Here is a 13,897-nt window from a genome sequence, read left to right on the forward strand (position 1 = left end):
CCATGGACAACAAAAGAGTATTCTTAATGCCGTTTGCCAGTGTCTATCCGCATTACATCAATAAAGTGGAGAAAAAAGGCCGAACAAAAGCAGAACTCGACACCGTTATTTGTTGGTTAACCGGCTATGACCAACTTGTATTGCAACAACAAATAGAGAACAAAACTAATTTTGAAGACTTTTTCAATCAAGCACCCAAAATACACCCGAATGCATCCAAAATCACCGGTGTCATTTGTGGTTACCGTGTCGAAGCTATTGAAGATCCATTGATGCAAAAAATAAGGTATTTGGATAAACTCGTTGACGAATTGGCCAAAGGCAAGTCTATGGATAAAATCCTGAGAACATAAAAAAGTTCAACCAAAACCCAAATAAAAAAGCATCCCTTTCGAGATGCTTCAATGGTATTGAATATAAGTTTTTAATTCAATTGCTCCTGAAAAACTTCGAGCAAAAATTCGGGAGAAATCATTTTGGTCGGGGAAATTTCCATGGCTTTTAAAACGCGTTTAATAGCATGCGGATTCAATCCCATGTTAATCCCAATTTCATGTATTTTAATTTGTTCACGCTCATGCAATACTCCATCGCAGTGCATTAACAGAGCCAAACGATAGAATTGTTGTATTCTTTCAAACTCAGATTTAATTACACTAGGGTAATTTTCCTGATGAAACAAAGCTTTAAAATCATCTTGTGTCACCTGAAGTTCATCGGCTATCATCGTCAAAAAAAGATATTCTCTTTCATGCAATCTGCCATCAACTACAGAAAATGCAATCATTTCTGCTAATAAGGCTAATTTTTCTTCGTATTTGTTCATCAATAAAAAAGTTTTTTTTGCTAAAATATAATTTTTTGAGCAATGGCAATCATTTATTTTTTAACATTGACACTCAATAATTTTAGCTAATTTTACGTCACAAAATTGAATCTCCATGAAAAGCTTAAAAATAGTATTGTTTCTTATTCTTTTTTCCGCCGTTAAAGCTACAGCGCAATATGGTTATGGCAACAACTACGGAATGGGTATGAATAGAAATATGGGAACCCCAAACACCCAACAAACCCCTAAAGAACCAACTCCGGAAGAAATAGAAAAAAACAGAAACGAAAGAATCGAAGGATATATGATACTGCTAAAAAAAGACTTAACCCTTGATGAACTGCAGTACATAGCCATTAAAAACGAGGTAACGACTAACAGTAAAAGAATAGATATCTTGTTAAAAAGTGACTTGTCTGAAGAGGAAAAAAGCAATGAACTGAAATCAATTCAAGAGAAAATTGAAAAAACCATTATGGGCTATTTAAATCCGGCTCAAAAAGAAAAATACCAATTATTAAAAACCCAAAAACCGGACAAAAAAGAAGAAAAGAAGAAGAAAAAGTCACAAGCCAATCCCGAACAAGGCCAAGCTAAAGAGACCGAAACAGAGAAATAAATATTTTGAAAACCATTTATCTACTTCTTGTTTTTCTGGCTTTTGGGAATGGAATTGCTCAGCAAAGTACCGCGAGTCCTCAAGTCTCAACCTTTGAGCTTGAAGCACCACAGCTGAAAACCACCAAGAAAATCTGGGTGTATTTGCCTAAAAATTATTCGGCTTCCGCCAAAAAATATCCCGTGATTTATATGCACGATGCTCAAAATTTATTTGATGCCAAAACCTCTTACGTAGGCGAATGGAATATTGATGAAACACTAGACAGTATCAACGCTCAAGTGATAGTCATTGGGATTGAGCATGGCGGCGAAAAACGTATTGATGAGTTAACTCCATTTCCCCATCCCAAATACGCCGGTGGAAAAGCAGATACTTATTTGGATTTTATCGTCAAAACCCTAAAACCTAAAGTAGACGCAACTTACCGAACCAAAACCAATGCTAAAAACACCGCCATTATGGGAAGTTCTTTGGGTGGCTTAGTTTCGTTTTATGCCGCTTTAAAATATCCTGATGTCTTTGGAAAAGTAGGTTGCCTTTCGCCATCTTTTTGGTTTAATCGAAACGAAATCAATGATTTAATGGCCAAAACAGAAAAATTCAACACCAAAATATATTTCCTATGCGGCGATAATGAAGGCGATGCCGATGTAATTCCGGATATGGAAAAGGTTGAAAAATGGGTCAACACCAAACGCTGCGAATGCAAAAAGCTCAATAAAAAAGTAATTATCAAAGGCGGCCAACACAACGAAAAATTGTGGCGAGAGAACTTCAAAAAGGCGTATCTTTGGCTGTTTTAAAGTACGAAGAAAGAAATACGAAGTACGAAGTAAAATTTAGAAAATGAACAACAACGATATATTTAAAAAACTACGCGTAGCATTACAACTGCGTGATGACCAAATAGTAGAAATCATGCAATTGGTTGATTTCCGAATTTCTGCTGCCGAATTGGGTGCTTTTTTTCGCAATGCCGATCACCCGAAATACATGGATTGTGGCGACCAAGTGTTGCGCAATTTCCTAAACGGATTGGTAATTCATTTGCGTGGCACGAAAGAAGATCCTAAAAATGCGATGGATGTGATTAAACAAAATCAAGCCGAGGTTAAGAAAAATGTATCTGAAAAGGTAAAAACAGAGTTCAAACCGAAAACTGACTTCAAGCCAAAGCCCAAAACAAATTCGAAGAAAAAGCCTTTTAATCCCAAAGACAAAAAGCAAGCCCCAAAAGTGCAAGTGGTGGAAAAAGTTAAGTTCAAAAACGGAAAAAAATAATTTTTATATTAGGGTAAATTATATATTTGTTTGTTCTTAAACAAATTAACCAACATAAAACCAAATGAATTTATTTAGCAAATTACTAATTGTCGTTATGGCAATTATCACTTTTTCTTGTGATAATGAAAAAGATTTAGAAGTTAATTCTACCAAAACAAATACAACTACAGCTTTAGCTGTAACTCCAAAGAAATTTTTATTTGATGCCACTAAAGCGGAAACAGCCGGTAATGCAGATTGGGTTATAGATGCGGATACTTCACCACAACGTTTTCCCACTCCGGCTCAATCAAATATCACTGATACCACTACCGAAAATTTTTGGAGAGGCGGTTTATCAGCTTGGGGTGTTGCTTTAGTTAAACTTGGACATACTGTAGAAACTTTACCTTCTGGAACAGCCATTACTTATGGTGGTACAGGTGCACAAGATTTGAAAAATTATGATGTCTATGTAATAACTGAGCCTAACATAAGATTTACCAGTGCTGAAAAAAAAGCCATAATAAATTTTGTTAAAAACGGTGGCGGATTATTTATGATAGCCAATCACAATGGGTCAGACCGAAATAATGACGGCTATGATTCTGCCAAAACATGGAATGATTTGATGTCAAATAATACCGTAAAAACAAATCCTTTTGGAATTACTATTACGCTAAACAGTATTTCAGAAACAACATCTAACCGACTTAGCACTACAACAAACACCATCTTAAACGGTTCACAAGGAACTGTGACCCAATTAAAATATTCCGCTGGTGCCACCATGTCTATAAACACTACAGCTAATTCAACGGTAAGAGGTTTAATTTGGAGAGGTAGCTCAACCCAAGGCAGCTCAAATATCATGTGTGCCTCTGCTACTTATGGCACCGGAAGAGTGGTTGCTATTGGAGACAGTTCTCCTGCTGATGATGGAACAGGTGCTGCCGGAGATACTTTATATCCTGGTTGGACAGAATTATCATCACATTCTATTTTACACCTTAACGCTTCTCTTTGGTTAGCAAAATTGTAAAAATTAAACTTTCATAAATAAAAAAATCCTGAGCTTAAACTCAGGATTTTTTTTATTCTAATTTCAATCGTTTCTGCTCTCTGGCGAGTAGCGTATTTTTGAGTAACATCGCAATCGTCATTGGACCAACGCCACCCGGAACCGGAGTAATGTAAGATGCCTTTTTGGATACAAATTCAAAATCAACATCACCGGTAATTTTGTAACCTCTTGGGTCAGTATCGTCGGCAACGCGTGTGATACCAACGTCAATTACTACTGCGTCGTCTTTAATCATTTCGGCTTTTAAATAATTCGGCACACCCAGAGCGGTGATGATAATATCGGCTTGCGTAGTAATCTGCGCTATGTTTTTGGTATAACTGTGCGTCAAAGTAACGGTCGAATTTCCGGGGAAACCTTTTCGACCCATCAAAATACTCATGGGTCGACCAACAATGTGGCTTCTACCAATAACTACCGTGTGCTTTCCTTTGGTTTCTACATTATATCGTTCCAATAATTCTAAAATACCAAATGGCGTCGCCGGAATAAAAGTAGTCATATCCAAAGCCATTTTCCCGAAATTTTCAGGGTGAAAACCATCCACATCTTTGCTCGGGTCAATTGCCATCAAAACCCTTTGGGTATCAATTTGCTCCGGCAAAGGCAACTGTACAATAAAACCGTCGATGTCGTCATTTTCATTCAGCTCCTTTATCTTTTTCAACAATTCCGTTTCCGAAGTTGTGCTTGGCATTTTGATTAAAGTCGATTCAAAACCAACCAATTCACAGGCTTTTACTTTGCTCCCGACATAGGTCAAACTTGCACCGTCATTACCAACAATTACTGCGGCTAAATGCGGTACTTTTTCACCATTGGCTTTCATTTTATTGACTTCAGCCGTGATTTCTGTCTTGATGTCGTTGGAGACTTTCTTTCCGTCTAATAATTCCATGTAGTTCTCTTGTTGTGTGTTGTTAAAAAAATAAGACGCGATGAATCGCGTCTTTACATTATCTCATTCCTTTCATGCCGCCCATCATGCGCATTAAATTTTTGCCGCCACCGCCTTGCATCATCTTCATCATTTTACTCATTTGGTCGAATTGTTTTAGCAATTGGTTTACTTGCTCTATTTTAGTTCCGGAACCTTTAGCGATTCTATTTTTTCTTTTCATGTCGATAACAGCCGGTTTGGTTCTTTCCAATGGCGTCATCGAGTGGATTATGGCTTCTATATGTTTGAAAGCATCGTCTTCAATTTCCACGTCTTTCAAAGCTTTTCCGGCACCGGGAATCATACCTACTAAGTCTTTCATGTTCCCCATTTTCTTCACTTGCTGAATTTGGGCCAAGAAATCGTCGAAACCAAATTCGTTTTTAGCGATTTTCTTTTGAAGTTTTCTGGCTTCTTCTTCGTCGTATTGTTCTTGCGCTCTTTCTACTAAGGAAACCACGTCACCCATTCCGAGAATTCTTTCCGCCATACGCGAAGGATAGAATACATCAATGGCTTCCATTTTTTCTCCGGTTCCGATGAATTTGATTGGTTTATCAACCACCGATTTAATTGAAATCGCCGCTCCACCACGAGTATCACCGTCTAACTTAGTTAGAATTACTCCGTCAAAATTCAGTCTGTCGTTGAACGCTTTTGCAGTGTTAACAGCATCTTGTCCTGTCATCGAATCAACTACAAACAAAGTCTCTTGTGGTTTGATGGCGGCATGCACATTGGCAATTTCGTTCATCATTTCTTCGTCGATGGCCAAACGACCTGCGGTATCGACAATGACTACATTAAAGCCATTTGATTTAGCATATTGAATTGCATTTTGAGCAATAGCAACAGCATTTTTATTTTCAGGTTCTGAATATACTTCAACTCCTATTTGGTCACCAACCACATGTAACTGATTAATTGCCGCAGGACGATAGATATCACAAGCTACCAATAAAGGTTTTTTCCCTTTTTTGGTTTTTAAATAATTCGCCAATTTTCCGGAGAAAGTCGTTTTACCCGAACCTTGCAAACCCGACATCAAAATAATTGATGGCGTTCCTGAAAGGTTTATTCCTGTTGCTTCTCCACCCATTAAGGCGGTCAATTCGTCTTTAACGATTTTGACCATCAACTGACCCGGTTGTAACGTAGTTAATACATTTTCACCTATGGCTTTGTCTTTAACTCTTGTGGTAAAATCTTTGGCAATTTTAAAATTAACGTCGGCATCAAGTAAGGCACGACGTACTTCTTTTAAAGTCTCGGCCACATTGACTTCCGTGATTTTTCCATGTCCTTTTAGGATATGTAATGCTTTATCTAGTTTATCACTTAAATTATTGAACATAATGGTATGCTTGTTTTAATGAAGTGCAAATTTAAGGATTTGATTTAGAACTTCTATGCAAGACCAAATAAAAAAACCATCTCTTTGTGTTGAGATGGTTCAAAATAGAAACTATAATTTCTTTTAAATAGAGGGTTTAGTTTTTAGTGAATACCAAAATATCCGTTCCGCCGTTTCCGCCACTGATATCTATTAATGATATAGTGTTCGCACTGTAAGTAACAATATCCCAATCATCGGTCAAATCGGCAAAGTTAGCCGGTGACGCAAAGGCAATATTGAAATCTAAATCACTACTTGGGCTATCATCATCACTACTGTCGTTAGTTACTGACCATGTTCCGGTATAAGTATTGGTTCCGTTGGTAGCACTCAATACATTTCCTGAAGCAAAAGTAAAATCATACCCTGTAAAATGATTGGTTTCATCTGTTCCCGAATCCACGTAACTGGTTACACGCCATGTACCTTGAGTAACGGTATTAACTACCGGAGTTGGATCTTGTGACGAAGAAGATGAGTCGTCATCAGAACTGCACATCGAGGCTACATTCAGCATAAAAAGGCAAAATAGAGCCGGAATTAAAATTAATTTTTTCATAGTTTTAAATATTAGTTAGGTGAATATTATTTTTTAAAAAGTTTACTATTGAGATAAGGACAAAAAATATCGAAATCCATATTAATGATTGGTTGAGCAGATAAGTCGTTTTACTTTTATCGCTTGTCTTCAAAGGTTTGATATCGTGTTTTTCTTCCATCTCACTTTCCGAGAATTTTTGATGCCAAAACTTCATGTCTTTGATTTTAATTTTTGCTAAAAGTCAAGTAATCTACACTACCGTCACCACCGCTTACATCTTTGAGTCGAATTTGTGTATTGGAATACTCAATTATTCTCCAATCATCTTCAATTTCATCCAATAAATCAACGCCGTCAAAAATCAACTCTAATTTGTTTTGTCCGCTGTCTACAAAAGTGCTCCAAGTTCCATTAGTGGTTACACCGCTAAGCACTGCTGTTGAATTTCCGTTAGCATTGAAAGTAAAAGTGTATCCATTAAAATCACTTGTTTCATCGTCATCATCTTCGTGGTAATAAGAAATGTACCAAGTTCCGGAAGTTAAAACATCAATAAAAGCTGTACTGCCTGAACCGCCGCTTCCACCTGAATTGTCATCATCACAATCGTCGATAGAATCTTCAATAAAATTTTCAAGCTCACTATTAGAATTAATTACAATTGTTTGTCCATTAGAATTTACAGCCGAAATAGGGTAATCAATAGCCACAAAGGTGTTACTTCCTAAATTGGCTAAAAAATTGAATAAACTACTGTTACTGGTGATGGTTACCGTGTTTGCCAATTGGTTATTACTATCATAGATGTTGATGGTAATGGGGTAAACCAAAGTGATGCAATCAATTTCATCAAAACCGTCATCCTCTCCGCAATCGTCTATCACATCGTCTAAATCATCTGTATCTTGCAAGACTTGGGTTTGGAAATTTTGAAAAATAATGGTAATCGGATACACAAAATTGACCAAATCATCATCATCTGAAAATTCGTCAATGGCCGCTTGTACAATTTGATAATCGGCTTCATCTGCAACGGTTATTTGCTGACCATTCACAATCACCGTTACCGGCAATTGCACACTAAAACAACTCGAATTATCCAAAACATTGTCTAAAGAAGTTGGGTTTTGAGCTGTTCTCGACAATAAACCTGCAATTGGAGCACTGGCTACAAAGCTTTGGTTGTTGTCTTGAATTACAGTTTCTTCTTCATTTTGGCAGCTACCGAAAGAAAGAAATATAAATCCAAAAATTAAGTATTTGATAGATTTCATAAACAATAATTGGTTTGATTTTGTTAGTAAAACACGCATTTGTAAAATTACCCTACTTTAGTTGAAAAAAATAATTATTTTTACCAAAAGACTAAGCCATAAAATTATATGTCAGAAGAGGAATTATCAGGGATTTGCAAAGAAAACATTTTTTCCGGTTTCTTTAAAAGTCATGCCAAAGCGTTACGAAATTATCTCTATTATAAATTTGGCAACGAAGACCAAGCGGAAGATATCACCCAAGAAGCCTTTATCAAATTGTGGCAAAATTGTGCTGATGTTCCTTTAGAAAAAGCCAAATCATATATTTACACCATTGCCAATAACGCTTCTTTAAACGTAATTGCGCATCAAAAAGTAGTGCTTAATTATGCCAAAAATTCAGGTAAGAGCGAAAGCACTAATGAAAGTCCGGAGTTCATAGTAGAAGAAGACGAATTTAAAACCAAATTATTAAATGCCATTCAAAAACTAAATGAAACCCAACGCGTGGCGTTTTTAATGCATCGCATTGACGGAAAAAAATATGCCGAAATCGCCACTGAACTAAACATTTCTGTTAAAGCAGTTGAAAAACGCATACACTTAGCGTTGATAACATTGCGCAAAGAATTTGATTATTTCAAGTAGGGTAAAAAAATTTAAATTTGTTTTAGTACTGAAATGCTATAGATTATGGAAGAAAATTACAAACTAGCAAAGTGGCTTTCGGGTGAAATGCCTGAGAATGAATTGGCAGCATTCCAAGCTGAGCCTGACTTTGCCTTATACGATAAAATCAAAAAATACTCGGCTGAGTTGGAAACACCAACTTTTAACGAGCAATTGGTTTTGTCTAAAATCTTAGTTTCTCCTAAAAAAGAAATAAAAACCATTTCACTCATGCAGAATTGGTTTTTCAGAATAGCCGCCGTTTTAGTAATTGGATTGGGACTGTTTTTTACTTTTCAAAACTTTGCCTCTTATACCGAATATGCTGAAAACGGTGTTTTAAATACTTTTACTTTACCGGATAATTCCGAAGTAGTCTTAAATTCGGGTTCTGAAATTCAATATAAAAAATGGAATTGGGACAACAATAGAGCACTAAATCTAGAAGGTGAAGCATATTTTAAAGTAGCCAAAGGTCAAAAATTTGAAGTCAACACGCCTTTGGGTAAAGTAACTGTTCTCGGTACACAGTTCAACGTCAAACAACGCGACAACCGTTTTGATGTTACTTGTTACGAGGGAAAAGTAAAAGTAAACTATAAAGACCAAGAATTGGTGATCACCAAAGGCATGAGCATTGCATTTGATAATGGAAAATCCATCACAATTCCCGAAAGCACAGTTCAAAGTCCGGAATGGTTAAATGACGAACTCGTTTTCTATCAAGAAGATTTAAAATCAATAGTAAGCGAATTGGAAAGACATTTTAACGTATCTTTGGTTATAAAAAACATTGACAATTCACAATTATTTACTGGTACAATTCCGGCAAAAAATATAGCTTTGTCTTTAGAAATTTTGGCCACAACTTATCATTTAAAATCAACCCAAGTAAGTAAAAACGAATACCGCTTAGAAAGTCTGGATGCTCAATAACAGATTCTTTTTTTTACTGCTCTTTAGTCTCTTTTCTTTCTTGGGTAATGCCCAAAAAGACAGGAAAGAAATTCCATTGAAAAACATTTTGAACATCATCAGTAAGCAACATGAGGTAAGATTCAGTTACATTGAAGACGAGATTGTGGTGTATGCTTTGGTTGCGCCTGAAAAAAAATGGTCATTAGAACAAAAAATAGAATATTTAAAGCGAGAGACAAAACTGCAATTTAAACCAGTCAGCGAAAAATATTTTACCATTTATAACGATCAAAAATTAGACAAGCCACTTTGTGGTTTTTTGCTTGATTCCGAGAGCGGAAAAGGAATAGAAAATGCGACCATAAGAATAGAAAAAATGAGCTTTATTACTTTTTCCGATGCCGAAGGTCATTTTATAATTCCGAAAATTTCTTCAGATTTAATTCAAATTGAGCACCAAGGATATGAATCATTCAATATTAATCCCGAAGATTTAAATGTTCCAAATTGTCCGAAATTCAGGTTAAAATCTATAACCCAATCGCTTGATGAAGTAGTTACCCAAAGGTATTTGACCACCGGAATCAGCAAGAAAACTGATGGCACCATTGAGGTAAAGCCTAAAAAATTTGGTATTTTACCCGGTTTAATTGAGCCCGATGTTTTGCAAACCATGCAACAAGTTCCCGGAATTATAAGTATTGATGAAACCATATCCAACATTAATGTTCGCGGTGGCACACACGATCAAAATCTGTTTCTGTGGAATGGTATTCGAATGTTTCAAACCGGACACTTTTTTGGTCTGATTTCGGCCTTCAATCCATCCTTGGCGCAAACCATATCGATTACTAAAAACGGTAGTTCTGCTTTTTATGGGGAAAGTGTTTCGAGTTTGGTCGATATTTCATCGCGAACCAAAACGGTTGAAGCCACGAACAACAGCTTTAGCACCAACCTCATTAGTGCCGAATTTTATACCAAATTGAAAGTTTCCGAAAAAGCCAATCTTACCTTATCCGCCAGACGTTCATTGACTGATTTTTTTAAATCGCCAACCTATCGAAATTACAGCGACAGAATATTCCAAAATACGGTTATTACCGATTTGAACACCAATGAAATAGTAGATTATCAAAGCGACGTTGACTTTTATTTTTATGATATTACGGCACAATTTCAGCAAAAAATTGGTACTAAAAACGAGTTGAACATTGATGTCATCGCTATTGAAAACACCTTACAATTCAACCAATCTTCGGTGAGTTTGAACAAGAACAGTACTTTAGAACAAGAAAATTTCGGCGGGACTATTCAATGGAAAACCCAATGGAACGCCAAACACTATACAGAATTTAAAGGCTATTTTTCGAGTTATGATTTGAATTCATCCTTTAAAACACTGGAAAGCAATCAGGTTTTAGACCAAAAAAACCAAGTGCTAGACACCGGTTTTCAAGTTCGGAATTCGAATGTAATTTCCAATAGAATTACTTTGAATACCGGTTATCAGTTTAATGAAATAGGGATTACCAATTTTGACGAAATCAATTTGCCGTTTTTCTCCAGAACCATTACCAATGTTTTACTTACTCATGTTGCTGTGGCAGAAGGCGTTTTAGAAACCGAGAACAAAAAAACATTCCTCAAAACCGGTGTTCGTGCTAATTATTTTGACAAGTTTAATTTCTTTCTTTTGGAACCGAGAGTGCAATTTAACCAAGCCTTGACTTCGACCCTGAGACTGGAGATTTTAGGAGAACAGAAAAGCCAAACCCTTTCGCAGATTATAGATTTGCAGCAAGATTTTTTGGGGATAGAAAAAAGGCGTTGGACATTGGCAAACAATTCGACAATTCCGATTCAAAAAAGTAATCAGGTTTCTTTGGGTTTGAGTTTTAAAAAGAACAATTGGTTGCTGACTTTAGACAATTTCTACAAAAAAGTCACCGGAATTACCAGCAGTAGTCAGGGTTTTCAAAATCAATTCGAGTTGGAAAAAACCGTTGGAAGTTATCAAGTATTCGGTTCCGAATTTTTGATTCAAAAGTCATTTAATCGATTTTATACTTGGTTAAGCTATAGTTATAATGACAACCAATACAATTTTGATGCATTGCTGAACACTTCTTTCCCTAATAATTATGACATAACCCATGCCATTTCCTGGGCCGGAATTTATGAGTGGCAAAAATTAAAATTGGCTTTGGGAACCAAGTGGCATACCGGAAGACCAATTACTACACCTACTACCTTCAGCGTTACGGCGGCTAATCCTGATATTGTTTATAATTCGCCCAATAATTCGAAGTTAAAAGATTATTTTCAAATGAATTTTTCGGCTTCTAAAGATTGGAAATTGACTGAGAAAATTACATTACAGACTTCAGTTTCTATTCTCAATTTACTAAATACCCAAAACAGTTTGAATCGTTTTTATCGGGTAAATACCGCAGATAATACGGTTGAGAGTGTGGATACCTATTCGCTTGAAATGACGCCGAATTTTAATATTAGACTTAATTTCTAATCGAAAAAAAAGGCCGGAAAATCCGACCTTATATTTTACATTCTCTCAGGAACATCAATGCCGAGTAACTTAAATGCCGATTTTACGATGTCGCCAACCTTTTTGGAAAGTTGTACTCTGAAGGTTTTTTTAGTCGAATCTTCTTCTCCTAAAATAGACACCGATTGGTAGAATGAGTTGTATTCTTTCACCAAATCATAAGTGTAATTGGCTATTAATGCCGGACTGTGGTTGTGTGCCGCATTTTGAATCACTTCAGGGAAAAGTTCAATTTGTTTTAATAATTCCTTCTCTTTTTCGTGTAATTCGATAGTTGTTGTCGCATCATTTAAGTCAAAATTGGCTTTGCGCAAAATCGATTGAATACGCGCATAAGTATATTGAATAAACGGACCGGTATTTCCGGCAAAATCAACCGATTCTTCCGGGTTGAACAGGATTTGTTTTTTGGGATCAACTTTAAGAATATAATATTTCAAAGCGCCTAGACCAATGGTTTTAAAAAGTTGGGCTTTTTCTTCAGCAGAATAGCCTTCTAATTTTCCTAACTCGGTGGCTATATTTCCGGCAGTGTTGGTCATTTCTTCCATTAAATCATCGGCGTCGACTACTGTACCTTCACGTGATTTCATTTTCCCCGAAGGTAATTCGACCATTCCGTAAGAGAGATGAAATAAGCTTTCCGCCCAATCAAACCCGAGCTTTTTCAGAATTAAAAACAACACTTTGAAGTGGTAATCTTGCTCATTACCCACGGTATAAACCATACCGCCAACATCCGGAAAATCTTTGACACGTTGGATAGCCGTTCCGATATCTTGCGTCATATAAACTGCCGTTCCGTCTGAACGCAGTACAATTTTTCGATCTAAACCATCTTCGGTTAAATCAATCCAAACCGAACCGTCGGGATCTTTTTCAAAAATACCTTTTTCTAAACCAAACTGGACCACTTCTTTACCCAGTAAATAGGTGTTGCTTTCGTAATAATAACTATCAAAATCAACGCCTAAATTTTTATACGTTTGGGCAAAACCATCATAAACCCATTGGTTCATTTTTTTCCAAAGCTCAATAACTTCAGGCTTTCCGGCTTCCCAATCTAAAAGCATTTGTTGGGCTTCTAAGATAATTGGTGCTTGCTTTTTGGCTTCATCTTCGGTTTTACCTTGGGCCATTAACCCATTGATTTGTGCTTTATATTCTTGGTCAAATTTTACATAAAAATTTCCTACCAACTTATCACCTTTTAAACCGGCAGATTCAGGGGTTTGACCCTCGCCGAATTTTTGCCAAGCCAACATCGATTTACAGATATGGATTCCTCTATCGTTGATGATTTGGGTTTTGTATACCTTTTTACCCGAAGCTTTTATAATTTCGGCTACCGAATAACCTAAAAGATTGTTGCGAACATGACCTAAATGCAAAGGTTTGTTGGTGTTAGGCGAAGAATATTCTACCATGACCGCTTTCTCATTTGGCGCAGCCGAAACAAATCCAAAACTTTCTTTGTCTTTGATTTCATTGAAAAAATTCAAATAATAAACATCAGAAACGACCAAGTTTAAGAAACCCGAAACCACGTTAAAACGAACAACCTCATCAGCATTAGCGACCAAATACTCTCCTATTTTGGTACCTATTTCAATTGGATTGCCTTTAATTAATTTCAACAAAGGAAAAATAACCATTGTAATATCGCCTTCAAAATCCTTCCTAGTCAACTGGAACTCTACTCTATCAACGGTAACGTTGAATAATTCCTGAATGGCTACTTGAATGTGTTGCGTTAAAATCTGTGAAAGTTTCATGGTTTTTCTATTAAGTGGGCAAAGATAATCATTAG

The 13,897-nt window shown here is 36.4% G+C and carries 14 protein-coding genes; 8 read left to right on the forward strand and 6 right to left on the reverse strand.

Translation table 11 applies throughout. The annotated features are described in order from the left end of the window. Window positions 1–2 precede the first annotated feature (2 nt). Window positions 3–353 carry a DUF2200 domain-containing protein gene (locus P7V56_RS12935; protein ID WP_171222302.1) on the forward strand — a complete coding sequence of 117 codons (351 nt, stop codon included), beginning with the start codon at window positions 3–5 and terminating at the stop codon, window positions 351–353. Window positions 354–424: 71 nt separating this feature from the next. Here P7V56_RS12935 and P7V56_RS12940 read toward each other — a convergent pair whose 3' ends face one another. Continuing rightward, window positions 425–826 (reverse strand): excinuclease ABC subunit B, encoded by a 402-nt coding sequence (locus P7V56_RS12940; RefSeq protein ID WP_171222301.1) that lies wholly within the window; start codon window positions 824–826, stop codon window positions 425–427. Between the two features lie 115 nt (window positions 827–941). On the opposite strand from P7V56_RS12940, the gene P7V56_RS12945 reads away from it, so the two are divergent. From P7V56_RS12945 to P7V56_RS12960, 4 genes are all read left to right on the forward strand, one after another. Continuing rightward, window positions 942–1,448 (forward strand): hypothetical protein, encoded by a 507-nt coding sequence (locus tag P7V56_RS12945; protein WP_171222300.1) that lies wholly within the window; start codon window positions 942–944, stop codon window positions 1,446–1,448. A 2-nt stretch (window positions 1,449–1,450) separates the two neighbouring features. Next, a complete protein-coding gene (locus P7V56_RS12950; protein ID WP_171222333.1) occupies window positions 1,451–2,254 on the forward strand; it encodes an alpha/beta hydrolase in 804 nt (267 codons plus the stop codon). A gap of 43 nt (window positions 2,255–2,297) precedes the next feature. Beyond that, window positions 2,298–2,732, forward strand: coding sequence for a DUF1456 family protein (locus P7V56_RS12955; RefSeq protein ID WP_171222299.1), 435 nt, complete (start codon window positions 2,298–2,300; stop codon window positions 2,730–2,732). A gap of 64 nt (window positions 2,733–2,796) precedes the next feature. Further along, window positions 2,797–3,756 carry a hydrolase gene (locus P7V56_RS12960; protein WP_171222298.1) on the forward strand — a complete coding sequence of 320 codons (960 nt, stop codon included), beginning with the start codon at window positions 2,797–2,799 and terminating at the stop codon, window positions 3,754–3,756. Window positions 3,757–3,808: 52 nt separating this feature from the next. On the opposite strand, the gene P7V56_RS12965 is transcribed toward P7V56_RS12960, so the two are convergent. The 4 genes from P7V56_RS12965 to P7V56_RS12980 all read right to left on the reverse strand — a co-directional run bounded on the left by P7V56_RS12965 (window position 3,809) and on the right by P7V56_RS12980 (window position 7,949). Next, window positions 3,809–4,696 (reverse strand): bifunctional 5,10-methylenetetrahydrofolate dehydrogenase/5,10-methenyltetrahydrofolate cyclohydrolase, encoded by an 888-nt coding sequence (locus P7V56_RS12965; RefSeq protein WP_171222297.1) that lies wholly within the window; start codon window positions 4,694–4,696, stop codon window positions 3,809–3,811. A 58-nt stretch (window positions 4,697–4,754) separates the two neighbouring features. After that, entirely contained in the window at window positions 4,755–6,092 is a 1,338-nt protein-coding gene (ffh, locus tag P7V56_RS12970) for a signal recognition particle protein (protein WP_171222296.1), read from the reverse strand. A 136-nt stretch (window positions 6,093–6,228) separates the two neighbouring features. Next, window positions 6,229–6,693 (reverse strand): hypothetical protein, encoded by a 465-nt coding sequence (locus tag P7V56_RS12975; protein WP_171222295.1) that lies wholly within the window; start codon window positions 6,691–6,693, stop codon window positions 6,229–6,231. Window positions 6,694–6,899: 206 nt separating this feature from the next. Next, window positions 6,900–7,949 carry a lipocalin/fatty acid-binding family protein gene (locus P7V56_RS12980; RefSeq protein WP_171222294.1) on the reverse strand — a complete coding sequence of 350 codons (1,050 nt, stop codon included), beginning with the start codon at window positions 7,947–7,949 and terminating at the stop codon, window positions 6,900–6,902. Window positions 7,950–8,057: 108 nt separating this feature from the next. Here P7V56_RS12980 and P7V56_RS12985 point away from each other — a divergent pair, with 108 nt between their 5' ends. Genes P7V56_RS12985 through P7V56_RS12995 form a run of 3 tightly spaced genes read left to right on the forward strand, consistent with a single transcriptional unit; the run spans window position 8,058 to window position 12,048 of the window. Continuing rightward, window positions 8,058–8,579: an RNA polymerase sigma factor gene (locus P7V56_RS12985; RefSeq protein WP_171222293.1), complete on the forward strand. Its 522-nt coding sequence runs from the start codon at window positions 8,058–8,060 to the stop codon at window positions 8,577–8,579. Window positions 8,580–8,624: 45 nt separating this feature from the next. Continuing rightward, on the forward strand, window positions 8,625–9,536 hold the full coding sequence (locus P7V56_RS12990; protein WP_171222292.1) for a FecR family protein: 912 nt from the start codon (window positions 8,625–8,627) through the stop codon (window positions 9,534–9,536). Then, complete coding sequence (locus P7V56_RS12995; protein WP_171222291.1) at window positions 9,526–12,048, forward strand: TonB-dependent receptor; 2,523 nt, start codon at window positions 9,526–9,528, stop codon at window positions 12,046–12,048. Before P7V56_RS12990 ends, P7V56_RS12995 begins: the two co-directional genes overlap by 11 nt. 35 nt (window positions 12,049–12,083) lie before the next feature. On the opposite strand, the gene argS is transcribed toward P7V56_RS12995, so the two are convergent. Continuing rightward, window positions 12,084–13,862, reverse strand: coding sequence for an arginine--tRNA ligase (gene argS, locus P7V56_RS13000; protein WP_171222290.1), 1,779 nt, complete (start codon window positions 13,860–13,862; stop codon window positions 12,084–12,086). Between the last annotated feature and the right edge of the window lie 35 nt (window positions 13,863–13,897).

It is taken from the genome of Flavobacterium sp. IMCC34852 (genome assembly GCF_030643905.1).
Lineage (GTDB): Bacteria > Bacteroidota > Bacteroidia > Flavobacteriales > Flavobacteriaceae > Flavobacterium > Flavobacterium rivulicola.

Coding starts and splice junctions, on each gene's coding strand:
- P7V56_RS12940 (WP_171222301.1), bottom strand. CDS start 826: ATGAACAAATACGAAGAAAAATTAGCCTTATTAGCAGAAATGATTGCA.
- P7V56_RS12985 (WP_171222293.1), top strand. CDS start 8,058: ATGTCAGAAGAGGAATTATCAGGGATTTGCAAAGAAAACATTTTTTCC.
- P7V56_RS12995 (WP_171222291.1), top strand. CDS start 9,526: ATGCTCAATAACAGATTCTTTTTTTTACTGCTCTTTAGTCTCTTTTCT.
- P7V56_RS12945 (WP_171222300.1), top strand. CDS start 942: ATGAAAAGCTTAAAAATAGTATTGTTTCTTATTCTTTTTTCCGCCGTT.
- P7V56_RS12965 (WP_171222297.1), bottom strand. CDS start 4,696: ATGGAATTATTAGACGGAAAGAAAGTCTCCAACGACATCAAGACAGAA.
- P7V56_RS12980 (WP_171222294.1), bottom strand. CDS start 7,949: ATGAAATCTATCAAATACTTAATTTTTGGATTTATATTTCTTTCTTTC.
- ffh (WP_171222296.1), bottom strand. CDS start 6,092: ATGTTCAATAATTTAAGTGATAAACTAGATAAAGCATTACATATCCTA.
- argS (WP_171222290.1), bottom strand. CDS start 13,862: ATGAAACTTTCACAGATTTTAACGCAACACATTCAAGTAGCCATTCAG.
- P7V56_RS12960 (WP_171222298.1), top strand. CDS start 2,797: ATGAATTTATTTAGCAAATTACTAATTGTCGTTATGGCAATTATCACT.
- P7V56_RS12975 (WP_171222295.1), bottom strand. CDS start 6,693: ATGAAAAAATTAATTTTAATTCCGGCTCTATTTTGCCTTTTTATGCTG.
- P7V56_RS12990 (WP_171222292.1), top strand. CDS start 8,625: ATGGAAGAAAATTACAAACTAGCAAAGTGGCTTTCGGGTGAAATGCCT.
- P7V56_RS12955 (WP_171222299.1), top strand. CDS start 2,298: ATGAACAACAACGATATATTTAAAAAACTACGCGTAGCATTACAACTG.
- P7V56_RS12935 (WP_171222302.1), top strand. CDS start 3: ATGGACAACAAAAGAGTATTCTTAATGCCGTTTGCCAGTGTCTATCCG.